Genomic DNA, 26,430 nt, shown 5'->3' with positions numbered 1-26,430 from the left:
CGCCGGATTGCCGCCGGCCGGCGCGAGCCGGCCCGTGTGCAGGTGCTCAGGTCAGTGCACGCCTGCCGATGCGATCGAGCGCACCGTGTCGGTGATGCGCACACAACGCGACAGGCCGAACGTCTCGGCTTCCCGGCGTTCCGGTTCGCTGCTCGCGACCCCCACCGCGCGCTCGGGCGGCACGCCCAGCGCCTGCAGCGCGACGTCGAACGGATGCTGATTTGATACGGAATCCTGCTGATTGGCGTCGGTCACGACGACCGAGAAGCGGTCGAGATTCGCACGGCCGAACTGGCCTTCGAACATGTCGCTGAGCCGGGCGGCCGGCAGCGTCGTGACGAGACCGAGCCGGTAACCATGCTCGGATGCGCTGTCGAGCCACTGGATGATCGCATCGCGTTGATTGCGCGATTCGTGCGAATCCGGGGTCGCTTCGATCTGCGCGAAGGCGGCGTCGAGACGGGTGACGATGGCTTCGATGACCACGGTGATTCCTCTCCTGAGACGTGACGATCCGTTCGCGGACGGGAATGCCACACACCTTAGCGTCGATCCGGAATAGGCGACTAATTAATATTTATGCCCGACTCATACGATTCGACTAATGAATAGGGTGGCAAGCCATAGCCGGCGCGGAAGGCGTCCGACGCAGTGGGTTCCGTAAGATTTGCATCGTATCGATGGGCTTGAACGTGATGCACCAAAGGTGCGCGCCCGATGACTACACCGGGTGTGTGCATCAGAAAAAAACGGCGTATCGAGCCCGATACGCCGTCATGCGATGCCGCGTGCGAACCCGCTGATCAGTGCAGCTTGATCGACGGCTGGTTGCGGCTTTGCAGCCAGTGGCTCAGCGACTGGAACAGCGCGCGCTTCAGCCCGTACACGCTGAACAGGTGCTTGCGGTACAGGAACTTGTACAGCCCGATCGCCGCGAGCCCGTCGACGATCAGCGAGCGCGAACGCACGCCGAGGTCGCCTTGATACACGGCGCCGGCCTGGCCGAGCGACACGACGGTGCCCGCGTCGCGGAACGTGAAGCCCGCCACCGGCTTGCCGGCGAGGCGCCGCGCGAACGCTTCACCCAAATACACGGCCTGCTGGTGCGCGACCTGCGCGCGCGGCGGCAGGAAACCGCTCGCATCGGCCGACGGGCACGCGGCGCAGTCGCCGAACGCATACACGTGCGGATCGTCGGGCGTCTGCAGCGTATCGCTCACGATCACCTGGTTCGACCGGTTGAGCGCGATGTCGCCGAGTTCCCGCAGGATCGCGGGGCCCGCGACGCCCGCTGCCCAGATCGTGATGTCGCTCGCGAGCCGCTCGCCGGTCGCGGTCGTGACCGCATCCGCGCCGACTTCCGCGACGCGCGTATCCGTCAGCACGTCGACGTTCAGCGTGCGCAATTGCGCGTGCATCCTGGCCGACAGCCGTGCGTCGAGCGCCGGCAGGATGCGCGGGCCGCCTTCGATCAGCCGGATGTGCACGTCGCGTGCGGACACGAGCGCCTTGAAGCGATACGTCGTCAGCTGCTGGATCGCGTGGCGCAGCGCCGCGGCCAGTTCGACGCCCGTCGCGCCCGCGCCGATCACGTTGATGTAGATCGGTGCCGCGGGCCGCGCCGGCTGCTGCTCGGCCAGATGGTTCGCCTTCGTGCACGCGGCGAGGAACTTGCGGCGGAAATCCTCGGCCTGGTCGAGGTTTTCGAGCGGCAGCGCGTGGCGCGCGGCGCCCGGCACGTTGAAGAAGTTCGTCACGCTGCCGACGGCCAGCACGAGATCGTCGTAGCCGAGCGCGCGCGGCGGCAGGATCTCCGTGCCGTCCGCGTCCTGCACCGCGGCGATCGTCGCCGTGCGTGCCGCGCGGTCGACCCGGTGCAGCGCGCCCTGCACGAAGCGAAACCCGTGGCGCTTCGCCTGCGCCGCGTATTCGATCGTGTGCGAGGCCGGATCGCGATGGCCGGACGCGGCTTCGTGCAGCAGCGGCTTCCAGAAGTGCGTCGGATAGCGGTCGACGAGCACGACGTCGGCTTGCCCGCGGCGGCCCAGCGTGTCGCCGAGGCGCGTGGCGAGCTGCAGGCCGCCGGCGCCGCCGCCGACGATCACGATGCGCGGCACGCGCGGGGCGCGATCCGTTGCAAAGGTAGGCGTGATGTTGTCCATGTTGTGGCTCCCGCTGATGACGATTCGGATGACATTGCTCAAGAACCGACGATATAGTTTCGAACCTACTAGAACAATTCAATGTTTATAAGCGACTCATATGTATTCACTTATAGGAAAGGCCGCGACGTTCCGGCAGCTGAAGGCGCTGGACATGATTGCGCGGCTCGGCAGCGTGTCGCGCGCGGCCGAGGAGCTGAACCTCACGCAGCCGGCCGTGTCGCTGCAGGTTCGCCTGCTCGAGCAGGCGGTGGGCGCCGCGCTGCTGCAGCGGGTGGGGCGCGGCGTGCAGCTCACCGCGGCCGGTGAAATCGTGTCGCGCTATGCGCGCGAGATCCTGCATCTGTGGAGCGAGGCCGGCGACGAAGTGGCCGCGCTGACGGGCGATCTCGGCGGCACGCTGCGGATCGGCGCGATCACGACGGCCGAGTACCTGATCCCGCCGCTGCTGGTGAAGTTCACCGCGACGCGCCCGCACGTGAAGACGTATTTCAAGGTCGGTAATCGCGACGACATCATCCGCATGCTCGCGACGCATGAAATCGATCTCGCGGTGATGGGCAGCGCGCCGAAGGAGCTGCGCACGCACGCGGTCGAGTTCGCGAAGCATCCGATGGTGTTCGTCGCGGCGCCCGGCCATCCGCTGATGCAGCGCAAGCGCGTCGCGCTGAAGGATCTCGAATCCGCGCACCTGCTCGTGCGCGAGCGCGGCGCGGGTACGCGTTCGACCGTCGAGAGCCTGTTCAAGACCTCCGGCTACCGCTTTCATGTGGGCTCCGAACTGTCGAGCAACGAGGCGATCAAGCAGATGGCGGAAGCGGGGCTCGGCATCGCGTTCCTGTCGTTGCACGCGTGTGCACTCGAGCTGCGCACCGGGCTGCTCGGGCAACTGCCGTTTCCGGGCAATCCGATCGTGCGCGAGTGGTACGTGATCACGCTCGCCGACCGGCGAATCTCGCAGGTGACGGGGCTGTTTCGCGATTTCCTGATCAAGCAGGGCGCGCCGGTGATCGACGGCGCGGCGGTCGCGTCGCACGAACGGCGGCGCAAGTAGGCGGATGATCGTCAGGCGAGCCCGAAGTCGTCGTTGCTGTCGGGAATCGATGCGAGCAGCCGTTCGAGCCGATACCAGCCGATCATGCGCAGGCACCACGCGGCGATGGCGAGCCGATCGTGACGGGGCGTGAGCCGGGCCGCGCGGCGGGCGCCGCGGGACGGTGAAGCGGTGGTGAACGCCGCGCGTTGCGGGCAGTAATGGGGCATGACGGTCTCCGGAGGTGTCGGATGAGGCCATCGTAAGCGGCGCCGCGCCCGTCGGCGCGCACGCAAGGATGGGCCGGAGCAGAAACGGATGATCATTTTCCGTGTGGCGCGGGAATGGCCGTGCAAGCCCGGCAGGCGGCCGGAAAAAGCGTCACAATGCGCGTTCGACCCACGACTGGTGGAGCAGAACCATGAGCGATCCGATTCTCGCCGCGCCGACCGACAACGGCGTGCCGGTCAGCCTGCGCTCGAGCCGCGGGCGTGGCTGGCATGGCTTCGGCGCGTCGCTGCTGGAGATTCGCGCGGGCACGTACCGGATCCCGGCCGCCGAGCATCACCGCATCGGCGTGCATATCGGCTCGCCCGTGCGTGCGGATTGCGTGTGCGACGGCGCACGCGTGTCGCGCATCCAGGCGCATGGTGACGTCGACGTGATTCCCGCCGGCCTGCCGGGCGAATGGACCGACAGCGCCGACTGCCGGATCCTGCACATCGCGCTCAGCGATACGTTCGTGCGGCGCACGTTCGACCAGCTCGAGCTGAAGCCGTCGCAGGCGCAGATCCGCCGCCGGCTGCAGGTGCGCGATCCGCGGCTGCAGCACATCGCCTGGGCGATGGCCGCCGAACTCGAAGCGGAAGACGCGTCGGACCCGCTCTATGCGGAGAGCCTGTGCACGGCGCTCGTCGCGCGGCTGGCCGACAGCCAGCCGGCGTTCCGCGAGCACCGGCGTACGCTCGCGCCGAAGGCGGCGGCGCGCGTGATCGACTATGTCGAGGCCAACCTCGAGCGCCGCATGACGCTCGCCGAACTCGCGGCGCTCGTGTCGATCAGCGTGCCGCATTTCAAGGTGCTGTTTCGCGAGACGCTCGGGATGCCGGTGCATCAATACGTGGTGCGACGCCGGGTCGAGCGCGCGAAGGCGTTGTTGCTCGAAGGCCGGCTCGGCATCAGCCAGATCGCGCTCGAGGCCGGTTTCGCGCATCAGAGCCACATGGCGAGCTGGATGAATCGCGTGCTGGGTGCGACGCCGACGGAGATCGCGCGGTCGGCGGCGCGAGGTGCGTTGCGGCTCGCTTACGACGGCGAGGACCGTTGATCGACCGTCGCGCGAGACGGGTTCTCCGCGCGGACGCCGATCGGCGAGTCTACGCTCCGTCGGGCGTAGGACCGCTCCAGCTTGGCCGGCAACACCAGGTTAGTCTCCAATCCAAGCCGATTGTCCAACGGCCTGTTGGAGAATTGCCGGGCCCTGCCATGCAGCGGACATCGTCGGCAATCGCCAAAACCGTCATCCGTTCCTGTCCGGGGCATCCGTCTGTGCGCGCCACGTTGGCCGCGCGTGCCGACAATCACCGCACGTTCATTCTGCAAGGAGCGGATCGTGTTCGTGATTTTCGGAGCATCAGGCAACGTCGGCTTGTCGACCGTGACGACCCTGCGTCAGGCAGGCCATCCCGTGCGCGCGGTGCTGCGCGACCCAGGCCATCGTGAACGTTTCGCGCAACTCGGCTGCGACCTGGCGATCGCCGATCTGACGGACGCGCGCGCGGTCGCAGCGGCGATCGACGGCGCGCAGGCCGTGCAGATGCTGTGTCCGGTGCCCGTCGCCGACAGCGACCCGGCCGCGACGATGGCGCGGACGATCGACATCGTGACCGGCGCACTCGCCGCGAATCCACCGCGGGCGCTGCTTGCGCTATCGGACTACGGCGCGGAGCGCGACGGCAACACGGGCATCACGCGGCTCTTTCATTATCTGGAGGAACGGCTGAAAACGGTCCCGACGCAGCTCACGCTGCTGCGCTCGGCCGAACACCTGCAGAACTGGACGCGCGTGTTGCCCGTCGCGCTCGGTACCGGCGTGCTGCCGAGCTTTCATCATCCGGTCGACAAGCTGTTTCCGACGGTCTGGGCGCCCGACGTAGGCGTCGCGGCGGCGCGGCTGCTGCTCGATCGGACCGAAGCGGACAACGGGCCGCGGATCGTCAGCATCGAAGGGCCGCGGCGCGTGAGTGTGCGGGACATCGCGGACACGCTTGCCGCGAAAGCCAATCGGGAGATCGTCGCGCGCGAACTGCCGCGCGATGCATGGACCACGACGCTGTTGCGCGCGGGGCTCAGCGAACGTCATGCACAACTGATCGTCGATCTGTACGACGTGCACAACGCGGGGCAGATCGATGTCGAGGCTGGTGTGTCGGAGCGGGTGTACGGCACGACGACACCGGCGGAGGCGCTCGCCGCGCTGGTGCGCGAACACGCGCGGTGAGCCACGCGGCGGCCGAAGCGGCGCGCGATGCGCGTTACGCCTGCCGCCGCACCCGGCTCAGCACCGCATACGCGATGGATCCGATCACGATCCCCCAGAACGCGGAACCGAGCCCGAGCCACGTCATCCCCGATGCGGTCGCGAGGAACGTGATCACCGACGCTTCGCGATGATCCTCGTCCGCGAAGATGCCGTGCACGTTCGCGCCGATCGCGCCGATCAGCGCGAGCCCCGCCAGGATTGCGACGAAGGCCTTCGGCAGCGCGAAGAACAGCGTGACGATCGTCCCCGCGAACAGCCCGCCGATCAGGTAGAACACGCCGTTCGCGAGGCCCGCGATATAGCGCCGGTCCGGATCCTCGTGCGAGTCCTTGCCGGTGCAGAGCGCCGCGGTGATCGCCGCGACGACGATCGTGATCCCGCCGAAGCACGCGACGACGAGCGACATCGCGCTGGTCGCGGTGATGATCGGCCGGGCGCTCGTGTGATAGCCCGATACGCGCAGGATCGTCATCCCCGGCAGGAACTGGCCGGTGAGACTGACGACGACGAGCGGCAGCGCGAGGCTGAGCGTGGTGCCGAGCGTCCATTCGGGGGCGATGAAGATCGGCCTCGCGATGCTCGGCGACACGCTGCCGAGCTGCGTCATGCCGAGCAGCGTCGCGAGTGCGGCGCCCGTCAGCAGCACCAGCACGATGCTGTAGCGTGGCAGCAGGCGCTTGAAGATCACGTACGCCGCGATCATCCCGAACCCGAGCACCGGCTGAACGGTCGCGGCGGAGAACGCGTGCATGCCGAACGGCAGCAGGATGCCGGCCATCATCCCGCAGGCGATGCCGCGCGGAATGTGGCGCACGAGCCGGTCGAAATAGCCGGTGATGCCGATCGCGAGGATGATCAGCGCGGCCGTGATGTACGCGCCGACGGCCTGGTTCAGCGTCAGTTGCGGAAAGAGGCCGACGAGCAGCGCGGTGCCGGGCGCCGACCACGCGGTCACGACCGGCACCTTCAGCTTCCAGCTCGCGAACACCCCCGACACGCCTGCGCCGATCGAGATCGCCCAGACCCACGACGTCACCATCGCGTTGGACGCATGCGCGGCCTGCGACGCCTGGAAGAAGATCGCGAGCGGGCCCGCATAGGAAATCAGCACCGCGAGAAAGCCCGCGGTGATCGCGGAGACGGACCAGTCGTTGCCGATCGAGCGGATGGCGCCGGGCGAGGTGTTCGGTTGCATCGTCGTAGGGGAATGCGGCGCGCGGCCGGAACGCTGAGCCGGGGCGAATGATTGTTGGAAGCCTCGGACGAGCCGTCATTCTGCGCATTGCCGATGGAATTGGCAATTCGCCGATGAAAGTCGATCTTGTCGGCTTTTCGTAAGGAATGCGAGCCGGATGGCCTTGAGGGTGCGTGGTCGATTCGGGCAGCGTCACGACGACGCGCGGCCCGAGCGAGCATCACGTACTGATCTGAAGATAGCCGTCGACCGAGGCCACTTTCGCGCCGCTGCCGGTCGACAGCGACGCCGTGCCGTGGTCGAACGGATGCACGGGCGTGTCGGTCGGCGTCCATGCATGGCGCGCCAGCAGTTCGCGATACCCGCCGCGAATCACGAAGCCGCCGCATTTTTCCGCATACGCGTCGCGCCGCATCCGGTACGCGCGCGGCAGGTCGTACCACGGCAGCTTCGGCAGGTCGTGATGCACGAGGTGATAGTTGTTGTTCAGGTACAGCAGCCGCATCGCGAAGCCGGCTTCGTTGATCACGATGCGCGCCTTCGGATGCCGCGCGGCGCGATGCTCGAACAGCGAGCGAATCATCGCGATCGACAGCGCGGGCCACGTGATTGCCAGCAGGTAGTACCACCACGGCACGCCGATCGCCCATTGCAGCCATGCGAGCAGCGCGACCACGCAGGCGCCGTGCGTGACCCACATCCGCAGATAGCGGAAGTCGCGGCGTCGGAATGTGCGGAACGTGTCGGCGAACATCGCGGCGACGCTCATGGGCGGGCCGAACACGAGCCGTCCGACGAAGGTGGTGCGCGCAACCGTCAGTGCGCGACGCCAGCGCGGCAGCCGCGCCCACTGCTCGCGCGACACGTAGTTCGTTTCCGGGTCGACGCCCGGCACGGTCAGGTCCTCGTCGCGGTGATGATCGAGGTGCGTGTCGCGGTACAGCGTGTACGGATACCAGATCGTCAGCGGCGGATAGCCGAGCAGCCGGTTCACGAACGCGGAACGCGTCGGATGGCCGTGCAGCAGCTCGTGTTGCAGCGACATGTGCCATGCGCCGAGCAGGATCAGCGGCGGCGTCGCGGCCGCGAGCGGCAGGCGCTCGGCGCGCACGAGCTGCAGCACGGCGAGCCAGCCGCCGTAGATCGCGACGACCAGCAGCCAGGTCGGCCACTCGGTGCGGGCGGTGAAGCGGGCGTCGAGCGTGGCGATCGCGCGCGCGTGGTCGACGTCGAAGTATTCGGCCATGGTGCTGAGGCGGGATGAAACGGGTAGTGCGGGCGATGCGCGAAGCGGACAAGCGCGCCGGTGCGGGGCGCGATGCGATGGGCCGACAGGTGTCGCGGCTCGCGCCCGACCGCTACAGCGGCATGCGACCGCGTTGCGACAGTGGAACGCTAACCGGGCTGCATCGTCAGGCCAACCAAGCAATTCGCATTTACTTATCGATGCGCGGCCGATAAGCATTGACAGCCTCCGCCGGATGCCGAACCTTGCCGAAATGTGGGCGAGCCGGCTTTCTTACGGGCGCATCCGATGCGTAGAATGCACGCATGAGCCAATGGATCGCCGGACTGCCGATGTACAACGTGACGCCGCGCCACGCCGCACTGTGGCGTGCGTTGCTGCGTGACGCGCTCGACGCGTTCGCGCGCACCGGCGGGCCTGCCGACGTCGTGCTGCTGGATGAACCGTTCGGCGATCTGCACGCGCTGTGGTGGCGCAACGACCTGCTGTTGTCGCAGACGTGCGGCTATCCGTACCGGATGCTCGGCTTGCGCGATGCCGTGCACTTGATCGCGACACCGGCGTTCGATGCGCCCGGCTGCGACGGCGCGCGCTACAGCAGCGTGCTCGCCGTGTCGGCGCGCGTGCATGCGGGCGGTGCAACGACGCTGGCTGCGTGTCGCGGATTGCGGGCCGCATTCAACGGCGACGATTCGCACAGCGGGATGAACGCATTCCGGCATGCGGTCGCGCCGCATGCGCATGACGGACGTTTCTTCGGTTCGGTCGCGTCGTTCGGCTCGCACCTGAACGTGCTGCGCGCATTGGCGGCCGGTGCCGCCGATTGCGCGGCGATCGACTGTGTGACGTTCGCGTACGTGCGCGATGCGCTGCCCGAGCTGTTGAACGAGATCCGGATCATCGGCATGACGGCGTCGACGCCGGGGTTGCCGTTGATCGCGTCGAAGGCGCTGGAATGGGAGCGGGTGGAGGCGTTGCGGGATGCGCTCGATCACGCGGTCGCGGTCGATCCGGAGCGGGCGACACTGCTGAGGTTGAAGGGATTCGAGCGTTTGACGCCGGGCGCGTACGACACGCTTGCCCGGCTCGCGCGGGAGGCGGCCGCGCATGGATATCCCGAGCTGGCGTGATGCGGCGGCGCGGCTGCGGTGACAGCCGCGCCGCTCGAGATCACTCCTCGTCCATCAACCGAACCTTGACCCGCTTGCCCTTGATCTTCCCCGCATTGAGCTTGCGCAGCGCATCGCGCGCGACGCCGCGCTCGATCGCGACATAAGTCGAGAACTCGGTCACGTTGATCTTGCCGATCTGCTTGCCGTCGAACCCCGCATCGCCGGTGAGCGCGCCGAGCACGTCGCCCGGGCGGATCTTGTCCTTGCGCCCGCCAAGGATCTGCAGCGTTTCCATCGGCGGCAGCAACGTGTCGTTGCCGGCCGGCTTCAGTTCCGCGAGCGGATGCCATTCGACTTCGCGCTTCAGCGCCTGCTCGATCGCGCCCACGCGACCCATCTCGTCCATGCTGGCGAGGCTCAGCGCCCAGCCTTCCTGATCCGCGCGGCCGGTGCGGCCGATGCGGTGCACGTGCACCTCGGGGTCGGGCGTCACGTCGACGTTGATCACCGCCTCGAGCTGCGCGATGTCGAGCCCGCGCGCGGCGACGTCGGTCGCAACCAGCACCGAGCAGCTGCGGTTCGCGAACTGGATCAGCACCTGGTCGCGCTCGCGCTGGTCGAGCTCGCCGTGCAGCGCGAGCGCGTGGAAGCCCTGCGCGTGCAGCACGTCGAGCAGGTCGCGGCATTGCTGCTTGGTATTGCAGAACGCGATCGTGCTCACCGGCCGGTAGTGGTTCAGCAGCTGGCCGACCGCGTGCAGACGTTCGGTTTCCGCCACTTCGTAGAAGCGCTGGCGGATCTTGCTGTTGTCGTGGCGCTCCTCGAGCTTCACTTCCTTCGGATTGCGCAGGAACTGCTGGCTCAGCTTCGCGATGCCGTCCGGATAGGTCGCCGAGAACAGCAGCGTCTGGCGCGTCGTCGGGCACATCCGCGCAACCTTCGCGATGTCGTCGAAGAAGCCCATGTCGAGCATCCGGTCGGCTTCGTCGAGCACGAGCGTGTTCAGCGCGTCGAGCTTCAGGTTGCCGCGGTCGAGGTGATCCATGATGCGGCCGGGCGTGCCGACGACGATATGCGCGCCGTGTTCGAGGCTCTGCGCCTGTGGGCGCATCGGCGTGCCGCCGCACAGCGTCAGCACCTTCACGTTCTCCTCGGCGCGCGCGAGGCGGCGCACTTCCTGCGCGACCTGGTCGGCGAGCTCGCGCGTCGGGCACAGGACCATCGCCTGCACGTCGAAGCGGCGCGTGTCGAGGCGCGCCAGCAGCGCGAGCGAGAACGCGGCGGTCTTGCCGCTGCCCGTCTTCGCCTGCGCGATCAGGTCGTGGCCGGCCAGCGCGATCGGCAGGCTCGCGGCCTGGATCGGCGTCATGTCGACGTAGCCGAGCTGCGTGAGGTTCGCGAGCGCGGCGGGCGTCAGCGGCAGCGCGCTGAAGGGCGTGGCGGTCGGCTGGGTCATTCCACGTCTCCGAGGTAAGGGCGGCCGGCCATCTGCTCGTAGACGACCGTGCCGTCTTCCGCGTCGAAGCGCTCGAGATAGTTGCGCGCGCCGCATAGCGGGCAGCGGAACAGCAGCCCCTGGCCTTCGTCCTTGATCACGACGTCGGACGTCTCCCACTGCGTGCCGCAGCTCTGGTTTCTGCAGGTAAACACGGTCATTCTCCAGCTGAATTCGGTTGGTGGCGCGCCCGGCGGGCGCGGCAACGGGGTGCGGCGCTCGCGCGGCTCGGGCGCGGGCCGCACCGGCGGTCGCGTGGACCGCGTCGATGCGGGTGGTGGATCGGGGGCGACAGCGTCGCGCGTGCCCGCAATTCTAGCGGATGCGGGCGGCCGGCGGCGGAGGGGCGGTGGCGGACGACCCGTCGCGGACGGTCGGTGGCGGGCGGCCGGCGGTGAAGGGCCGGTAGCGGGGTGCCGGTGGCGGACGACCGGTAGCGGTCCATCGGCAGTCCCCGGGCCGGCTGTCGGCAACCGGCGAGGACGCCCCGCCAATCGTTGCGCGAGCCTCCCCGCATCAGCCATGTAAAACGGCCGCCCCGGAGGGCGGCCGTGCGATGCGATGAAACGGGGCCGGACGCGTTACAGCGCCATGTCGGCCGAGGCCTTCGCGGGGCGCGCCGGGGCCGCGCCCGTCGCCTGCGACGGCGTCGTCAGGTCGATCTTCGGCGGCGGCGACAACTGCAGCACATCGCTCGTATAGGTCCATTCCTCGACGACCTTCGCCGGGCTGTCGTTCAGCTTCGTGCCGTAGCTCGGCACGATCTGGCGCATCTTCTGCTGCCATTCCGGCGTCGCGACCTTGTCCTTGAACACCTTCTGCATCAGGTTCAGCATGATCGGCGCCGCCGTCGACGCGCCCGGCGATGCGCCGAGCAGGCCCGCGATGCTGCCGTCCTGCGAGCTGACGATCTCGGTGCCGAGCTTCAGCACGCCGCCCTTCTTCGGGTCCCGCTTGATGATCTGCACGCGCTGACCGGCCTGCCACAGGCGCCAGTCTTCCTTCTTCGCGTCGGGGAAATATTCCTTCAGCGCGTTGAAACGGTCGTCGTCGGACAGCATCAGCTGGCCGGCCAGGTACTGGACGAGCGGGAATTCGTCGACGCCCACGCGCATCATCGGCGCGACGTTGTGCAGGTTGGTGCTCTTCGCGAGGTCGAAGTACGAGCCGTTCTTCAGGAACTTGGTCGAGAACGTCGCGAACGGCCCGAACAGGATGATCTTCTTGCCGTCGATGATCCGCGTGTCGAGGTGCGGCACCGACATCGGCGGCGAGCCGACCGACGCCTTGCCGTACGCCTTCGCGAGATGCCGCTTCACGACCTCGGGGTTGTCGGTCACGAGGAACGAGCCGCCGACCGGGAACGCGCCGTAGTCCTTCGCCTCGGGGATGCCCGACGCCTGCAGCAGGTGCAGCGCACCGCCGCCCGCGCCGATGAACACGAACTTCGCGTCGACGGCCTGCGGCGGTTCATCCGAGTGCAGCTTGACCCACGACACGTGCCACGTGCCGTCCGCGTTGCGCGAGATCTCGCGCACTTCGCTCGACAGCGACAGCGTGAAGTTCGGCTGCGTCTTCAGGTAGCCGACGAACTGGCGCGTGATCTCGCCGAAGTTCACGTCGGTGCCGATCGGCGTCCAGGTGGCGGCGACTTTCTGCGTGCGGTCGCGGCCTTCCATCATCAGCGGCACCCACTGCTTGATCTGGTCGTAGTCTTCCGAATACTGCATCCCGCGGAACAGCGGGCTCGCCTGCAGCGCGTCGTAGCGCTTCTTCAGGAAGCGGACGTTGTCGTCGCCCCACACGAAGCTCATGTGCGGCGTCGAGTTGATGAACGAATGCGGGTTCTTCAGCACGCCCTGGCGGACCTGCCAGGCCCAGAACTGGCGCGAGATCTGGAACGACTCGTTGATCTCGATCGCCTTCGAGATGTCGACCTTGCCGTCCGCCTTCTCCGGCGTGTAGTTCAGCTCGGCGAGCGCCGAGTGGCCGGTGCCCGCGTTGTTCCAGCCGTTCGAGCTTTCCAGCGCGACGCCGTCGAGGCGCTCGACCATCGTCATCGACCAGTCGGGCTGGAGCTCGTGCAGCCAGACGCCGAGCGTCGAGCTCATGATGCCGCCGCCCACCAGCAGGACGTCGACCTTCTTCGTATCGGCGGCGTGCGCGGACGACGCGGCGACGCACAGCGCGAGCGCCGACAGTATTACCCGTAACGTTTTGATCACAACAGATCCCTCTTCAACTTGAATGCATCGGTTTGCCGTGCCGCCCGGCCGACGCCGAATCGCAACCGGCTCGCGCATCCGGAGATCCGGATCGCGAATCCGGAATTCCGGATCGACCGTGTTTACCGTTGCATTTGCGCACGCGCGGCCGTCGCGAAGGACACCTTCGGATCGGCTTGTCGCGGACAGGCAATCATCAGCGTCGCGATCGCGCGCAACGCGCCGGGGCCCTCGCTGCAAGCCTGCGCGGAAGGCGCTTCGGGTTGCGTGGAAAGAGGCCGCGCGCGACGCGTTTTGCGGGGGCGGTATGGCAAGGGGCGCGTAATGTAACCCAACTCGTTTGCTGTGTCACAAACGAAAAATGCCCTTGTTTTCGTGGGGTTTTTTGCGTGTCCGGGATTCCGGAACGACGGTCGCCGGAACCGGAAAAGATGTGGATAACCGAGGGGGAGGGGGATGGAATTCGGGCGCGTCATGTCGCGGCATCGCGCCGCGACATGATCGCTTTACGTCAGGTCAGTTCACTTCACTTGGCAAAATTGTTGTGGCAAAACTGCTCGTACGCTTGCGCCGAATTCGCGAAACCCTTCTGCTTCGCGAGCTCCCACGGGCGCTCGCATTGCTGGGTCTGTTCGCACCACGAATAGCCGGCCGAGCCGATGCAGCCGTGCGCGTCGCGATCGCCGCCGACCATCGGCGTGGCGCCCGGCGCGGCAGGTTGCGCGGGCGTCGACGAAGCGGCCGGTGCGGACGATTGCGCCGCACAGCCGCCCAATGCGAGTGCGCAGGCGATCGTTGCGGCAAGCGAGGCGGAAGGTAGAAGGCGTTTCATAGGGTTGCGCTCCATGAAGTGACGATCGACAGCGGATGCCCGCGCGCGGGCGCATGACAACACGAACGATCACGCATCCGGCACCGGCACGCGCGACGAGAACTTGACCTCGCGCAGCGCGAGGCTCGACTGGATCGACGACACGCCGGCCTGCTTCCTCAGCACGCGTTCGACGAATTCCGAGTACGCGTCGAGATCGGCCGCGACGACCTGAAGGATGTAGTCGGCCGCGCCGGTGATCTTGTGGCACGACGTCACTTCGTCGTGACGCCGCATCACCTCCTCGAAGTGATCCGGATCCTGGTCCGAATGCATGTTGAACGTGATCTGCACGAACGCGAACACGTTCATGCCGAGCGCGCGCCGGTCGAGGTTCGCCTGGTAGCCGGTGATCACGTGCTCGTCCTCGAGCCGCTTGCGGCGGCGCCAGCACGGCGTGACGCTCAGCGACAGCTTCTCGCCGAGCGTCGCGTTCGACAGCGCGCCGTCTTCCTGCAGCAGCCGGAGCATCGCGCGGTCGACGCCGTCCAGTTCCACCGAAGCGCGATTTTTGCTCATTGCCGGGTCTCCGTAGACGGTTTTCTCAAAATTGTACGAAACGAAGGGGTGAAAAGCAAAGTTATTGCCGGCCGGCATCAATAGACTGTTTTCAACCCTCACAGCCTTCATTGCAACGGTCAACCATGCTCACGGTCTACAGCAGCGATCACCATCTGCATCGCGGCGTCGAACTGAAGGACGGCGCGATCACCGAGTCGTTCGAGAACCCCCTGCGTGCCGAGACGGTGCTCGCGCAGGTGCGCGCGGCCGGCCTCGGCGACGTGATCGCGCCGCGCGCGTTCGACCGCGCGTGCTATGCCGGCGCGCACAGCGCGCGCTATGTCGAGTTCCTCGCCGGCGCGTGGGACGAATGGACCGCGACCGGCCGCACCTGCCAGGCGCTGCCGCTCGTGTGGCCGGTGCACGCGATGCCGTCGTCGGCGACGCTGCCCGGGTTCATCGACGGCAAGCTCGGCTTCTTCGCGATGGATGCCGGCGCGCCGATCAACGCCGGCACGTGGGACGCGGTGAGCGCGAGCGCGAACTCGGCGCTCACCGGCGCCGACCTGTTGTCGAACGGCGGCGCGCGCGCGGCGTTCGCGCTGTGCCGCCCGCCCGGCCACCATGCGGGCCGCGAGTACATGGGCGGCTACTGCTACCTGAACAACGCGGCGATCGCCGCGCAGCATGGCATCGCGCGTGGCGCGGCGCGCGTCGCGGTGCTCGACGTCGACTTCCACCACGGCAACGGCACGCAGGACATCTTCTACGACCGCGCGGACGTGCTGTTCGCGTCGATCCACGGCGAGCCGCCGGTGTCGTATCCGTACTTCTCCGGCTACGCGCACGAGCGCGGCAGCGGCGCGGGCGATGGCTTCAACCTGAACCTGCCGCTGCCGAAGGGCACGCAGTGGGACGCCTACGCGGCGGCGCTCGACCACACGGCCACCGCGATCGCCGCGCATGCGCCCGACCTGCTGGTCGTGTCGCTCGGCGTCGACACGTTCGAGCACGACCCGATCAGCCATTTCCGCCTGCGCTCGCCCGACTACCTGCGCGTCGGCGAAGCGCTCGCGCGCCTGAAGCTGCCGACGCTGTTCGTGATGGAAGGCGGCTACATGGTCGAGGAAATCGGTATCAATGCGGTGAACGTGCTGCTCGGTTTCGAAGGGCGGGCGTGACCGTATCGCGTTGCCTTTGATGAACGACGATCCCGTCACGAACGAAGCGCGACAACGAAGGAGACGACCTATCGCGTTGTCGCGACCGATGCGCAGCAAGGGCCCGCGCTGGCGATGTATGCGGCGAAGCAGCTGGGCATCAGGACGGTGGCCGTGGTCGACGATGCGACCGCGTACGGGCAGGGCCTCGCGACCGAGTTCGAGAAGGCGGCGAAATCGGCCGGGATGAAGGTCATCTCGCGCGATGCGACCAACGACAAGGCGATCGACTTCCGCGCGATCCTCACGAAGATCAAGGGCGAGAACCCCGACGCGATCATGTACGGCGGGATGGATGCGACGGGCGGCCCGCTCGCGAAGCAGGCACGCCAGCTCGGCCTGCGCGCGAAGATCCTCGCCGGCGACGGCGTATGCTCGACCGACCTGCCGAAGCTCGCGGGTCCGGCGTCGGACAATGTCGTGTGCTCGGAAGCCGGCATCGCGCTCGAGAAGATGCCGGACGGCGCGGCGTTCGTGAAGCGTTACGAAGCGCGCGACCACCTGCCGATGCAGGTGTACGCGCCGTTCTCGTACGACGCGGTGTACATCATCGTCGACGCGATGCAGAGCGCGAATTCGACGGACCCGGCCAGGGTGCTGGCCGCGATGCCGGCGACCGACTATCGCGGCGTGATCGGCGAAACGAACTTCACGCCGCAGGGCGACCTGAAGCACGGCGCGATCTTGGTATTCACGTACAGGAGCGGCAGGAAGGCGCTGCTCGATATCGCCAGGATGTGACGCAGGCGGGGCGCGCCGCGCGGCATGCCGGTCGTGCGCCCCGACGTATCACGACGTGTTACGACGCCTGTACGCGGCGCGGCTCGATCTGCTGCGGCTGCCGTTCGACGTCGTGCACGATGTGCAGCTCGCGCGTGCGGATCGGCAGCGCGCAGTCCGCGTCGGCGAGCGTCTTGCGCACCTGGCGCGCGAGACGCCAGCGCATCGCCCAGAACTTGTCCGTGTGCGTCCATACGCGCATGTTCGCGACGGCCGTGCTGTCGTCGAAGCGCATCACCATCACGTCCGGTGCGGGATCCTGCAGCACGTCGGGATCGGCTTCCGCCAGCGCGCGCAGCGCATCGAGCGCACGGTCGATGTCGTCGTGCACGGACACTTCCACTTCGAGATCGAGACGGCGGGTCGGATTGCGCGTGTAGTTGCGGATCGCGCTGCCCCACAGCGCGCTGTTCGGCACGTATTCGCAGATGCCGTCCGGCTTCGTCAGCCGCGTCATGAAGAGCCCGACCTCGTCGACGGTGCCCGCGACACCCGTGCCGCCGTCGATGTAGTCGCCCACCTTGAACGGGCGCAGCAGCAACAGCATGATGCCGGCCGCGATGTTCTGCATCGTGCCTTGCAGCGCGAGCCCGATCGCGAGGCCGGCCGCGCCGAGCACCGCGACGATGCTCGCGGTTTCGATGCCGAGCTGTGAAAGCGCACCGACGATCGCGACGATGCGGATGCCCCACACGGCGACGTCGCAGAGGATCGGCCGCAGCGTGTCGTCGACGCGCTCCTTGTTCGCGAGCAGCCGGCTCAGCCAGTTGCCGATGCGCTTCGACAGCCACCAGCCCGCGACGAGTAGCGCGAGGGCGGCGCAAAGCCTGAGCGAAAGCGTGGACAACGCGTTCCACAGGAACGTCCAGCGTTCCGGATGAAGATGATCGAGAAACATGACGGAATTCCGGTTTGAGGACAGAAGGCGCGACGGGTGGCGTCGTCCGCCGTGATCGGCGGGTATCCGCTCGTGCGTCGGCGGCCCTCGACTGTACACGCCATGGGGTATCACGCGTCAATGCTTGGGACCGGATCTCGCGTGTCTTCGCCGTGAAAATGGTGCTTTGGTTTGTGTACTAATCGAGCCTTCCAACAAATAAGACTTGTCCTATTTATCTATGTTTGCCGGGCCGATACACTCGCTTCCAGGCTACCGGATCGCGATGATCGTTCCTCCGCGATAACCGGTTTTCCCCCTCCTTTTTCATTGATAGCGAGTGACGACGCAATGCGGCTTGACCTGTGTTTACGTCTCGCACGCGAACAAGGTCGGCCCGCGCGCTGCGGCGCCATCCGCTTTCCGCTTCGCCGCGCGCTGGTGCGCGGTGTCGTTGCCGCGGCGTGGCTTGCCGGCATGCACGGTGCGGTGGCGTGGGCGTCTTCCGCCACGCCGTTTTCGCCCGTGACTGCGCAAGCGGCCGACCTTGTCGACGTGCCTTTTTTCAGTTCCGCCCGGACCATCTGGGGCGGCTTGCTGGCATCGACCGCCGTGCCGCGTGTCGCGCTGGAGCCGGATGCGACGAGCGCGTCGGTCACGTTCAGGATGCGTACCGGCGCATGTGCGCCGTACGTCGTTCTCTGCGATGCGGCGCGCGATGCGATCGAGCGCGATTACGCGGCGCGCTTCGCGTACGGTTTTGCGTCGGCGCTTCCGGCAATCGGCGCTGCGCCGGCGCTCGACGCGCGTCCCGTCGATCTGGCATCCGCCGAGCCGTTCGTGCTCGCGGAGCGTGAGAACGGCACGCGAGCCGGCGCGATCACCGGCAGCCTGCGCGCGTCGCTCGCACGCGCCGATCTGCCGGCCGGCGTCGCCGCGCAGGTCACGCGCATGCTGGCCGGTCGGATCGATTCGACGCAGCGTGGCGCGATCGGCGATACCTTCCGCGTCGCCTTCGGACCGGACGACAGCGCGACCCTGCCGGGCCGCGTGCGCGTGACGGCGCTCGACATCCGCTTTCGCGGCCAGCGTGTCGCGGCCATGTGGTTCGCGCCGCAGGCTGGCTCGCGAGGCGCGTACTACGATCTCGACGGCATGCCGCTCGCGGGCGCGCGGTTCGCGATGCCGGTCAACGCAACGCGAATCAGCTCGCGATTCGGCGCGCGCGTGCATCCGGTCACGGGCGTGCGTCACGTCCATTCCGGTGTGGACCTGGCCGCGCCGACGGGCCGTGCCGTCCACGCGTCGGAGCGCGGGGTCGTGACTTTCATCGGCACCGAGCCGGGCGGTTATGGAAAGTACGTGGTGATTCGGCACGACGGCGGCTATGCGTCGTACTACGCGCACCTGTCGGCGTTCGAGCCGACGCTGCGAACCGGCGCGCGGGTCGTGCGCGGCCAGCGTGTCGGCGCGGTCGGCAGCACCGGCACCGCGACCGGCCCGCATCTGCACTTCGAGGTGCGGCGACATGCCCGCCTCGTCGATCCGATCGAACTGGTGCAGGCGGGCAGGGCGGCGAAACTGAAGGGCGAGCAGCGGGTAGCGTTCAACCGCGTGGCCCGCGCCGCGCGCACACAGCTGGCCGCGGCCACGTTGGCGCCGCCGCTCGCGATGTCGCAGCGCGGCGCAACAAACGACGGCTGACCGTCGAGCTGAGGCGGTCGCCGCCGTGGGCGGCGACGCGCACCTCGGTGCGGCGTACCAATGCAAACCGCCACGCCGGGCGGCGTGGCGATGATTGGCAGGACGCGGCTGCTTAGCCGAGCGGCCAGTTCAGGATTGCGATGCCGTCGTTGTAATCGCCGTCCGTTCCGTCTTCCGACCCGACGAGCCCGAAGTAGGTCTTCTTGAAGATGTCGACCTGGCGCGAACCGATCTTCGACGGTTTGCCGTTCGCCGTCACCACCACGCGCACCTTCCCTTTGCCCGAGTTTACGATCTGCGTGTTCAGGTTCGCGTCCTGCGTGCCCGCGCCCTGGAACGTCGCGGCCGGCTTCGGGTTGTCGTCGACATAGACTTCGATCGTCTGCTGCGCGGACGAATTGACCAGCGCCGTCACGCCGAACGCGATGTTCGGCGGCAGGTTGAAGACGCCGTCGCGTTCGCCGCCGCCGGTCGTCGTGCCCGGCTCGGTGGGCTCCGGTTGCGGCGTTGCCTTCGAGAAGTAATTGACCACCGCGCCGACGCCGAACTTCGCCGCGGCCCCCGGCAGCACGCCGGGCGCGCCGGCCCACGTAACCGTGCAGGCGATCACCTGCCCCGCCGCGTCGGCCTTCACCTTGTTCTGCCAGCTGCCGACGTCGAAGCTGTACGGGATGGTCGCGATGTCGACGAACACATCGTATTGCGGCAGCTTTTCCACGAGCTGCGTGGTCATGAACTGGCGCATCCGGTCGAGCACCGCCTGGTCGCCGTTCGCCTGTACGGCGATTGCATCGTTGCCCGCGAGCTGCAGGAGTGCGTAAAGATCGTCATGGGTAAACGGTTGTGACATGTCGTCCTCGTCTCGATGATAGGTCTCGCATCGCGCGGCCGGCGAGTGGATCCCGCCGTTGTCGCGCACGGAGTACAGCGTGGGACTGCAAATGACTGCTCGATTGAATCGATTCGCAATGCGTGGGTGCTCCCGGCGCCATCGCGGGTTCGACAGTGGCGCGCGGGTTTTCGTCCTGCGCGCCGGCCGCGGTCGGTCGTCAAGCGCGCGTCAGGTCAGCCGATCGGCCACTGGAGCACGACGATGCCGTCGTTGTAGTCGCTGTCGTGACCGTCTTCCGACACGACGATGCCGAAGTTGACCGTGAACGGCGAGCCGTCCGACTTCTTGCCGTTGATCGGCGCGAGGCGCGCATCGGTGGCGGACGCCTTGCCGTTCACCGTTACTTCGAAGCGCAGCTTGCCGTTGCCCGAATTCAGCGTGGCCTCGCGCGGGCCGTCGCGCGTGGTCAGCTTGTGATAAGCGGCCGGTTCCTTGCTGTCTCCGATAAACAGCTTGATGTGCTGCTGCTCGGCTGCATTCGCGAAGAAAATCGCGCGGAAGTCGGTGTTCGGCGGGATCGAAAACTCGCCAGCGCGATTCGAGGATGTTTGATTGTCGGCCATGCTTTCCTCCTGGAGATCGATGGATAAGGCTCTTCACCGTGTCGCGCAAACGTTTGCTGTTTTAAACACGGCTCGGCCAGCATGGCGAAAAATAAATAGAAAAATATTCGACCGGAATGGAAGTTGTTCAGAAAATCGAAAGCTGAAACAGTTCGATTTAATGGCGTGAATTCAATTGATTGTCGATCGATATAATCGCGAAATTATATCGATGCATGTCGCGAATTCCTGAATGATGGGCGGTGCGGGTGGGAATGGAGGAGGGATCCGGCTTCGGAGCAGGCGCTCGGCGTTCGCATATGGCAGCGTGTTGTTTCAACATCGTCTTTCTCTGTCGTGGCCGCGCCCGCCGGCCACCACCGAACGCCCACGCCGAAGCCGGATCGCAACGGGAAGGGTGTGCGGCGCCGGCGAACGTTGATGACCGGCTCACTCCGAACTTGAACAAGACACGCCACCGGCGCCACACCCGACAAGCATATCGACCCGTTGTCGCGGCGCCTATCGGACAAGGCTGATTCTTGCGTGCGATATCGCACCGCACTGGCCTGACATACCTGACAGGCGATCAATTTCGAGATTGGCGGTATCGTGCACGCAACGCGCGCGCCCGACGTTCGGCGCTTTTTTGATTAAACCGGCCCGTTGCGGGGGCCCTCACGAGGACAGTGCGATGACGAAACCCGATATTCTGAAAGGCGACATCAAGGAGCAGGCCCAGGAAGCAGACCGTCACAACCTGGCGCGGCCTGCGGTGAATGGCGCACTGTGGGCGCGCGGTCTGACGACGCAGCGGGTGGCCGACCTGTTCAGAACGCTGCCGGGTCTGCCGGGGCACTGGATGCAGCTGCAGAACGAAGTCAACGCCGGGAATCGCTATTTCTATGGCGTCCAGAACGGTCACCAGACCACCGACGAAGGCAAGGAACTGATCCGCTGGATCGCCGACGCAGTGGTCAGCGCGGCGCAGAAGGCCGGGTTCGATTTTCCGTTGCAGCAGCTTCGGTTTACGGCCGATACCGGGTGGCTGAAGCTGCAGCGCGTGTCGGGGCGGGTGATGGTGTTGTCGCGGCCTTGAGGTGTCGGAGACGCGTGCGGCTTCGGTCGGAAAAGGCGGCCGTGTCCATTCGAGGCAGACGTGGTATCAGTGTGCGTGCGATGCGTGTTCGACAAGTCGGTATTGCCGGCTCGCACGCAGTCGTCGTCAGGTCGACGCGCCGCTTTCTTCGATAGAACCACCGGTCGGAAAGAAATTGCGCGGTGCATGACGTTGCCCGGGCCGGTCAGCCACGCCCACTTGTAGATGCCCATCTTGCGGTATGGGCGTGCATCGCCTTCATACATGTTCGGCAGTCCGCGTTCGCCGAAGACACGCTTGCCGTTCCGGTAAAGCTCCGTCACGGCGGCGACGCCGGTCGGGTCGGGAACATAGCGGAGCCGCCAGCACACGATCATGCGCCTGGCGCGGGCGTCAGGGCCGCAGGCCCGCGCTCACGGTGTCCTTCAGCCGCGCGGCGGTGATCTCGCCCATGTGCGATTCGACGAGATTGCCGTTCGCGTCGAAGAACAGCGTCGTCGGCAGCCCGCGCGAACCGTAGGCCTTCATCGTATGCAGCGTGCGATCGAGCAGCACGTGATCGAACCGCAACCCCTTCCGTTCGAGAAACGCGCGCACGGTTTGCGCGTCTTCGCCCTGGTTGACCATCAGCACCGTGATGTCCGGATGATCCTGCTGCGCCTGCGCGAGGATCGGCATTTCGCGCTGGCACGGCGGGCACCAGGTGGCCCACAGATTGACGACGACGGGTTTGCCGGCAAAGCGCTGCGGCGCGACGGGCGTCGCGTCGAGCGCTTCGAGACGCATCGCCGCAAGCGGCGGCGCACCGCGCTGCAACGTCGCGAGCGTGCCTTGCGCGATGCCCCACGCGGCGAACCCCGCCAGCATGCCGGCCAGCACCGGGCGACGCAGCGCGGGCAGGCGGCGCAGTCGCCAGCCGGCGAACACGAGCGCCGCGGCGACGCCGATGCGCCAGTCGAAGCCGCCGTCGCCGAGCGCGACGATCGAGCGCGGGGCGGCTGAATACTCGGACCACCATTGACCGACGTAACCGACGCGCGCGGCGATCAGGCCGAGCAGCAGCGTGTCGAGGATCAGGCTCGCCGCGCTCTTGTGCTGGCCGTCCGGCGGCCGGCGCTGCATGAAGCGGGCGACGAGCCATGCGATCAGCGCGGCGGCGGCTACCGCGACGACGCGGATCGAGAAGGGACCGATGCTCAGCATGGAAGCGAGACGATGAGGATGGAGGGGCGACCGGTGAAAACGGCACGGTCGAATGGCATGTCGCGTTTCGACCCGACATCGTGCGCGGGGTTCCCGCGGCGGCCGTGACGGCGCGTGTCACCTCCGACGATCCGGATTCCTCGGACGGGCACTCCTCACGGGCGGCGATTTCTTTCGTGATGCCCGGTGAAGTGCGTCGGGCGACGAACCGGTAGCGTCGCCCGACGATGCGCACGGCGACCGCCGCCCCGCGGGCCGTGATTGCGCGATCCGCCGGGCGTCGGACCTTACAGCTTCTTCGACGCGTCCGGTGCCGTGGCAGCCTGCTTCGCAGCCGTTGCCGGATCGAGCGTTGCGAGCGTCTGCTCGGTGAATTTCTCGTACAGCCAGTCCATGCGCATGCTGTCGATGCCGGCGATGCCGCCGAGCGCGTACGAGGCCGACACCTTGAAGTGGTCGACCGGATGATTGTCGGCATCGACGAGCGTCACGGTGCCGTTGACATGATCGTTGCCCGCCATGAATCCGAACATGACCGCGGAAAAGCTCGACCGCACGCGAACGCCGGTGACTTCGACATTCAGGTGCATCGCATCGGGGGAATCTGCTTTGGCGAGCAGTTTGCGTGCATCCAGTGCGCTTTCGATTTTCTCCTGCAGTTTCTTCGCGTCGAACTTCAGGTTGTCTTTCAACTCTTCCCGCGCGGTATCGTCGAGCGTGACCTTCACGATCACGGGTTTCGTGCCGAAGTGGATCGTCGATGCGGTCACGGGCGCCCCCGCCGAATTGCTCGTATCGCGTGTCACGCTGCTTGCGCAGCCCGACAGGAAGCCGATGGTCACCAGTGCCAGAGCGGCATGACGGAAAAGAGATTTCATGGTTTGGTCTTTTGATTGAGGTTATTTGAACAGGCTTGGTAGCCGGAACTGAATCTAGCATGGGGCAATTCGATTCAATTCATCGAATTGACGGGAAAAATCGAGAATCCGTTCGGCATTTGTTTATCGGGGCACCGACGCGCCGATGAATGATCCGCGGCGCGGTGAGCGATGCCGAGTACCGGAGATTGGCCGTTGCTATCGCGGCGCCGGCGATTGACGCGCGATTACCGTCCGTGGCCGGATACCGCACCGCCCAGCCGATACGCGGTGAAGAACTCGTACCACGGCGACCCTTGCGCGACCGGCACGCCGAGCGCCGACGTGCGCTGCTTCAACGCGGTGAACACGTCGTTGATGCGCGCGGCCTGCGCGGCATCGCTGAACGGACGCGGTCGTGCCCTGCCGGCCGCGAACGCGCCGTAGGCGATCGCGAGCAGGCGCGCGCTGTCGTCGACCGAGAAGATCGAGCCGTTGATTGCTTCGACGAAGCGCGGCCGGTCCGCTTCGCGCGAGGTGGCGATGCACTGGAACACGATCGCCGACACTTCGTGCAGGTCGTTCTCACGCAGCAATGCGGGCAGGCGCGCGGCGATCCGGTCGGCCGGTTCGTCATGCAGCGCCGCGCCGAAGTCGAGCACGGCGGCCATCGGGTTGCGGTCCTGCTTCACGCGATCGAGCGCCGACGCCGACGCCGCGGTCGCCGCTTGCGCGTCGTCGCCGGGCGCGGCCCGCAGCACGTCCGCCACTTGCTGCCGCCACTCCGGAAAAATCATCCGCACGTTGCCGAACTGCTCGCCGCCTGGCGCGGCCGGATTCCACCGGTAGACGATCGTGCCGCCGTGTATGAACGGCGAATAAAGGTGCTCGGCCGTTTGCGGCAGCGGCCGCCGGTTGATCGGCAGCCACGCGAGCGTCAGCCAGTCGTAGCGGCCGGTGGCGGGCACCGACGGGCTGGAGCTCGCGACGACCTGCCAGGTCCCGCGGTTCGCGTAGCGGCGCCGTGCATCGGGCACCGCGACGGTCTGCTGTTTCGCGGTATCGAAGTAGGTAGTGCCGGTCACGGTTTCGCCGCTGTCCGGGGCCGGCGTGAGCGTGGCGATGACCCATGATGCACCGTCGGCCGAACGATAGTCGGCTGGCTGCAGCGTGGCGACGTCGTGCACCATGCGCGTTTCGGCGGCGACAGAGCTAGGCGGGAGATGGGCGGGACCGGCGACGATACTCGGCATGGACATCCCTCGGAATCGGGTGCGTATCGACGGACGCGGCCGATACGCGGCGGCGCATGGTGTTGCTCATAACTGTAGGACGCGGTGGCCGGAAACGGAAACCAGCCGAGGTGGGCTCCGGCGACGCCAGCGACGGCAGGGACGCCAACGGCTCCAGCGGCTCCAGCGGCTCCAGCGGCTCCAGCGGCTCCAGCGATCCCAGCGATCCCAGCGATCCCAGCGATCCCAGCGACCCCCAGCGACCCCCAGCGACCACGCCAGCGCCAAGCCGCGCTCACGCGCTCCGCCGCTTCGGCTTACCATGCGCACGTGGGCCGGAACGCCCCCCGCCGATCGAGATCGAACATGACCGACACGAAAGCCATCACAGCGCACTGGACGCACGTCGCCGACCAATGGATCGACTGGGCCGGCAGGCCGGGCCACGATGCGTTCTGGAAGTATCGCGAGGGGCTGGCCGCCTACCTTGGCCGCGGAGCCGGCCGCGCACTGGAGATCGGCTGCGGCGAGGGTCGCGTGAGCCGCGAGCTGAAGGCGCTCGGCTACGACGTGACCGCGAGCGACGCGGTGCCCGCGATGCTCGACGCCGCGCGTCGCGCGGATTCCGCGCACCGCTACGCGCTCGCCGACGCCGCAGCGCTACCGTTCGATCCGGCCAGCTTCGACGTCGTGATGGCATACAACGTGCTGATGGACCTCGACGACATGGCCGCCGCGCTGCGCGAGGCGCGCCGCGTGCTGAAGCCGGGCGGGCTGCTGTTCGTGTCGCTCGTGCATCCGTTCCGCGATCGCGGCCGTTTCGCGGGGCCGCAACCGGACGCGCCGTTCGTGCTGGAAGGCACGTATTTCGGCAGCGAGCATTTCGAAGGCGTGGAAACGCGCGACGGGCTGTCGATGCACTTCGCGGGCTGGTCGCTGCCGCTTCAGGCCTACATGGATGCGCTGGAGTCGGCCGGCTTCGCGATCGTGTCGCTGCGCGAGCCGCCGCCCGACCGCGCCGACACGGACACGCTGAAGCAGTGGTCGCGCGTGCCGCTGTTCCTGTGGATCAAGGCGCGGCCGCTGGATTGAAGCCGTCGCGGCCGCGCTGCGTGCGGCACGATCAGCGCGGCAGGACCTTCCGATAGATCACGAATCCGGTCTTTTCCGCGACCGAGTCGTACAGCCGCATCGCCGTGTGATTCGTTTCGTGCGTCTGCCAGTACACGCGTTCGGCGCGATGGGCCTGTGCGGCGTCGTACACGGCTTCGATCAATGCGCGGCCCACGCCCTTGCCGCGTTCGCTGTCGAGCGTGAACAGATCCTGCAGATAGCAGGTCGGCCCGGCCAGCGTCGTGCTGCGGTGATACAGGAAATGCACGAGCCCGACGAGCCGGCCGTCGCGTTCCGCGACACGCGCATGCACGGGCTCGTAGCCGTCGAAGAAGCGCGACCACGTGAGCTGCGTGATCTCGCGCGGCAGCGCGGCGTCGCCGAAGCGGCCGTAGAAGCGGTTGTAGCCGTTCCACAGCGGCAGCCAGTCGTCGAAATCGTCTTCCCGCACGGGGCGTACGGTCAGGCCGGCGTCGGTAGCGTTCATGGTCGCGAACCTCATCGATGATGTTGGAACGAAGCGTTGCCA

At 67.1% G+C, this 26,430-nt stretch carries 25 protein-coding genes and 1 pseudogene; 9 read left to right on the top strand and 17 right to left on the bottom strand.

All coding sequences use genetic code 11. The features are described from left to right. Positions 1 to 51: 51 nt before the first annotated feature. Together FFI87_RS28845 and FFI87_RS28840 are read right to left on the bottom strand one after the other, a co-directional pair. A complete protein-coding gene (locus FFI87_RS28845; protein WP_011660023.1) occupies positions 52 to 486 on the bottom strand; it encodes a hypothetical protein in 435 nt (144 codons plus the stop codon). Between the two features lie 317 nt (positions 487 to 803). Then, entirely contained in the window at positions 804 to 2,162 is a 1,359-nt protein-coding gene (locus tag FFI87_RS28840) for an NAD(P)/FAD-dependent oxidoreductase (protein WP_138849833.1), read from the bottom strand. A 100-nt stretch (positions 2,163 to 2,262) separates the two neighbouring features. Between FFI87_RS28840 and FFI87_RS28835 the strand changes: the two genes are divergently transcribed. Then, positions 2,263 to 3,216 (top strand): LysR family transcriptional regulator, encoded by a 954-nt coding sequence (locus tag FFI87_RS28835; protein ID WP_138849834.1) that lies wholly within the window; start codon positions 2,263 to 2,265, stop codon positions 3,214 to 3,216. 11 nt (positions 3,217 to 3,227) lie between these two features. Here the strand turns inward: FFI87_RS28835 and FFI87_RS28830 are convergent, their stop codons facing one another. After that, positions 3,228 to 3,425 (bottom strand): hypothetical protein, encoded by a 198-nt coding sequence (locus FFI87_RS28830; protein ID WP_012365156.1) that lies wholly within the window; start codon positions 3,423 to 3,425, stop codon positions 3,228 to 3,230. A 191-nt stretch (positions 3,426 to 3,616) separates the two neighbouring features. Here FFI87_RS28830 and FFI87_RS28825 point away from each other — a divergent pair, with 191 nt between their 5' ends. After that, a complete protein-coding gene (locus tag FFI87_RS28825) occupies positions 3,617 to 4,522 on the top strand; it encodes a helix-turn-helix domain-containing protein (RefSeq protein ID WP_138849835.1) in 906 nt (301 codons plus the stop codon). Positions 4,523 to 4,807: 285 nt separating this feature from the next. Beyond that, positions 4,808 to 5,695 (top strand): NAD(P)H-binding protein, encoded by an 888-nt coding sequence (locus FFI87_RS28820; RefSeq protein WP_138850256.1) that lies wholly within the window; start codon positions 4,808 to 4,810, stop codon positions 5,693 to 5,695. Between the two features lie 34 nt (positions 5,696 to 5,729). Here FFI87_RS28820 and FFI87_RS28815 read toward each other — a convergent pair whose 3' ends face one another. Together FFI87_RS28815 and FFI87_RS28810 are read right to left on the bottom strand one after the other, a co-directional pair. Next, positions 5,730 to 6,932, bottom strand: coding sequence for a benzoate/H(+) symporter BenE family transporter (locus FFI87_RS28815; RefSeq protein ID WP_138849836.1), 1,203 nt, complete (start codon positions 6,930 to 6,932; stop codon positions 5,730 to 5,732). Positions 6,933 to 7,152: 220 nt separating this feature from the next. Further along, positions 7,153 to 8,178 carry a fatty acid desaturase gene (locus FFI87_RS28810; RefSeq protein ID WP_138849837.1) on the bottom strand — a complete coding sequence of 342 codons (1,026 nt, stop codon included), beginning with the start codon at positions 8,176 to 8,178 and terminating at the stop codon, positions 7,153 to 7,155. 305 nt (positions 8,179 to 8,483) lie between these two features. On the opposite strand from FFI87_RS28810, the gene FFI87_RS28805 reads away from it, so the two are divergent. Beyond that, the gene (locus tag FFI87_RS28805; protein ID WP_138849838.1) at positions 8,484 to 9,308 is read left to right on the top strand and encodes a phosphate/phosphite/phosphonate ABC transporter substrate-binding protein; all 825 of its coding nucleotides are present in this window, start codon (positions 8,484 to 8,486) and stop codon (positions 9,306 to 9,308) included. Positions 9,309 to 9,348: 40 nt separating this feature from the next. Here the strand turns inward: FFI87_RS28805 and dbpA are convergent, their stop codons facing one another. From dbpA to FFI87_RS28780, 5 genes are all read right to left on the bottom strand, one after another. Further along, complete coding sequence (dbpA, locus tag FFI87_RS28800; RefSeq protein WP_012365162.1) at positions 9,349 to 10,746, bottom strand: ATP-dependent RNA helicase DbpA; 1,398 nt, start codon at positions 10,744 to 10,746, stop codon at positions 9,349 to 9,351. Continuing rightward, positions 10,743 to 10,940, bottom strand: a complete 198-nt coding sequence (locus tag FFI87_RS28795) for a hypothetical protein (protein WP_006756243.1) — start codon at positions 10,938 to 10,940, stop codon at positions 10,743 to 10,745. The genes dbpA and FFI87_RS28795 overlap by 4 nt, the downstream gene beginning before the upstream one ends. Before the next feature lie 426 nt (positions 10,941 to 11,366). Next, complete coding sequence (mqo, locus tag FFI87_RS28790) at positions 11,367 to 13,010, bottom strand: malate dehydrogenase (quinone) (protein ID WP_138849839.1); 1,644 nt, start codon at positions 13,008 to 13,010, stop codon at positions 11,367 to 11,369. A gap of 526 nt (positions 13,011 to 13,536) precedes the next feature. After that, positions 13,537 to 13,842 (bottom strand): hypothetical protein, encoded by a 306-nt coding sequence (locus tag FFI87_RS28785; RefSeq protein ID WP_138849840.1) that lies wholly within the window; start codon positions 13,840 to 13,842, stop codon positions 13,537 to 13,539. A 69-nt stretch (positions 13,843 to 13,911) separates the two neighbouring features. Then, the gene (locus FFI87_RS28780; protein WP_138849841.1) at positions 13,912 to 14,400 is read right to left on the bottom strand and encodes an Lrp/AsnC family transcriptional regulator; all 489 of its coding nucleotides are present in this window, start codon (positions 14,398 to 14,400) and stop codon (positions 13,912 to 13,914) included. Between the two features lie 125 nt (positions 14,401 to 14,525). On the opposite strand from FFI87_RS28780, the gene FFI87_RS28775 reads away from it, so the two are divergent. Together FFI87_RS28775 and FFI87_RS28770 are read left to right on the top strand one after the other, a co-directional pair. Further along, positions 14,526 to 15,563, top strand: coding sequence for a histone deacetylase family protein (locus FFI87_RS28775; protein WP_138849842.1), 1,038 nt, complete (start codon positions 14,526 to 14,528; stop codon positions 15,561 to 15,563). Positions 15,564 to 15,623: 60 nt separating this feature from the next. Continuing rightward, positions 15,624 to 16,343: pseudogene (locus FFI87_RS28770) on the top strand (branched-chain amino acid ABC transporter substrate-binding protein); the annotation flags it as partial. A 58-nt stretch (positions 16,344 to 16,401) separates the two neighbouring features. Here FFI87_RS28770 and FFI87_RS28765 read toward each other — a convergent pair. After that, entirely contained in the window at positions 16,402 to 17,280 is an 879-nt protein-coding gene (locus FFI87_RS28765; RefSeq protein ID WP_012365168.1) for a mechanosensitive ion channel family protein, read from the bottom strand. Between the two features lie 330 nt (positions 17,281 to 17,610). On the opposite strand from FFI87_RS28765, the gene FFI87_RS28760 reads away from it, so the two are divergent. Continuing rightward, on the top strand, positions 17,611 to 18,963 hold the full coding sequence (locus FFI87_RS28760; protein WP_138849843.1) for a M23 family metallopeptidase: 1,353 nt from the start codon (positions 17,611 to 17,613) through the stop codon (positions 18,961 to 18,963). A 112-nt stretch (positions 18,964 to 19,075) separates the two neighbouring features. Here FFI87_RS28760 and FFI87_RS28755 read toward each other — a convergent pair whose 3' ends face one another. Then, positions 19,076 to 19,813: a fucose-binding lectin II gene (locus FFI87_RS28755; RefSeq protein ID WP_138849844.1), complete on the bottom strand. Its 738-nt coding sequence runs from the start codon at positions 19,811 to 19,813 to the stop codon at positions 19,076 to 19,078. A gap of 215 nt (positions 19,814 to 20,028) precedes the next feature. Further along, on the bottom strand, positions 20,029 to 20,418 hold the full coding sequence (locus FFI87_RS28750) for a fucose-binding lectin II (protein WP_012365171.1): 390 nt from the start codon (positions 20,416 to 20,418) through the stop codon (positions 20,029 to 20,031). 673 nt (positions 20,419 to 21,091) lie between these two features. Here FFI87_RS28750 and FFI87_RS28745 point away from each other — a divergent pair. Then, on the top strand, positions 21,092 to 21,496 hold the full coding sequence (locus FFI87_RS28745; protein ID WP_006756235.1) for a hypothetical protein: 405 nt from the start codon (positions 21,092 to 21,094) through the stop codon (positions 21,494 to 21,496). 393 nt (positions 21,497 to 21,889) lie between these two features. Here FFI87_RS28745 and FFI87_RS28740 read toward each other — a convergent pair whose 3' ends face one another. The 3 genes from FFI87_RS28740 to FFI87_RS28730 all read right to left on the bottom strand — a co-directional run bounded on the left by FFI87_RS28740 (position 21,890) and on the right by FFI87_RS28730 (position 24,809). Continuing rightward, positions 21,890 to 22,699, bottom strand: coding sequence for a TlpA family protein disulfide reductase (locus FFI87_RS28740; protein WP_138849845.1), 810 nt, complete (start codon positions 22,697 to 22,699; stop codon positions 21,890 to 21,892). A 287-nt stretch (positions 22,700 to 22,986) separates the two neighbouring features. Further along, the gene (locus FFI87_RS28735) at positions 22,987 to 23,577 is read right to left on the bottom strand and encodes a DUF4410 domain-containing protein (RefSeq protein WP_138849846.1); all 591 of its coding nucleotides are present in this window, start codon (positions 23,575 to 23,577) and stop codon (positions 22,987 to 22,989) included. Positions 23,578 to 23,804: 227 nt separating this feature from the next. Beyond that, the gene (locus FFI87_RS28730) at positions 23,805 to 24,809 is read right to left on the bottom strand and encodes a hypothetical protein (protein WP_138849847.1); all 1,005 of its coding nucleotides are present in this window, start codon (positions 24,807 to 24,809) and stop codon (positions 23,805 to 23,807) included. A gap of 345 nt (positions 24,810 to 25,154) precedes the next feature. Here FFI87_RS28730 and FFI87_RS28720 point away from each other — a divergent pair, with 345 nt between their 5' ends. Then, positions 25,155 to 25,880 (top strand): class I SAM-dependent methyltransferase, encoded by a 726-nt coding sequence (locus FFI87_RS28720; protein ID WP_012365176.1) that lies wholly within the window; start codon positions 25,155 to 25,157, stop codon positions 25,878 to 25,880. A gap of 31 nt (positions 25,881 to 25,911) precedes the next feature. Here FFI87_RS28720 and FFI87_RS28715 read toward each other — a convergent pair whose 3' ends face one another. Continuing rightward, positions 25,912 to 26,388: a GNAT family N-acetyltransferase gene (locus FFI87_RS28715; RefSeq protein ID WP_138849848.1), complete on the bottom strand. Its 477-nt coding sequence runs from the start codon at positions 26,386 to 26,388 to the stop codon at positions 25,912 to 25,914. Between the last annotated feature and the right edge of the window lie 42 nt (positions 26,389 to 26,430).

It is taken from the genome of Burkholderia sp. KBS0801, from assembly GCF_005937855.2.
Lineage (GTDB): Bacteria > Pseudomonadota > Gammaproteobacteria > Burkholderiales > Burkholderiaceae > Burkholderia > Burkholderia ambifaria.
This window is presented reverse-complemented; position numbering and strand designations above follow the sequence as displayed.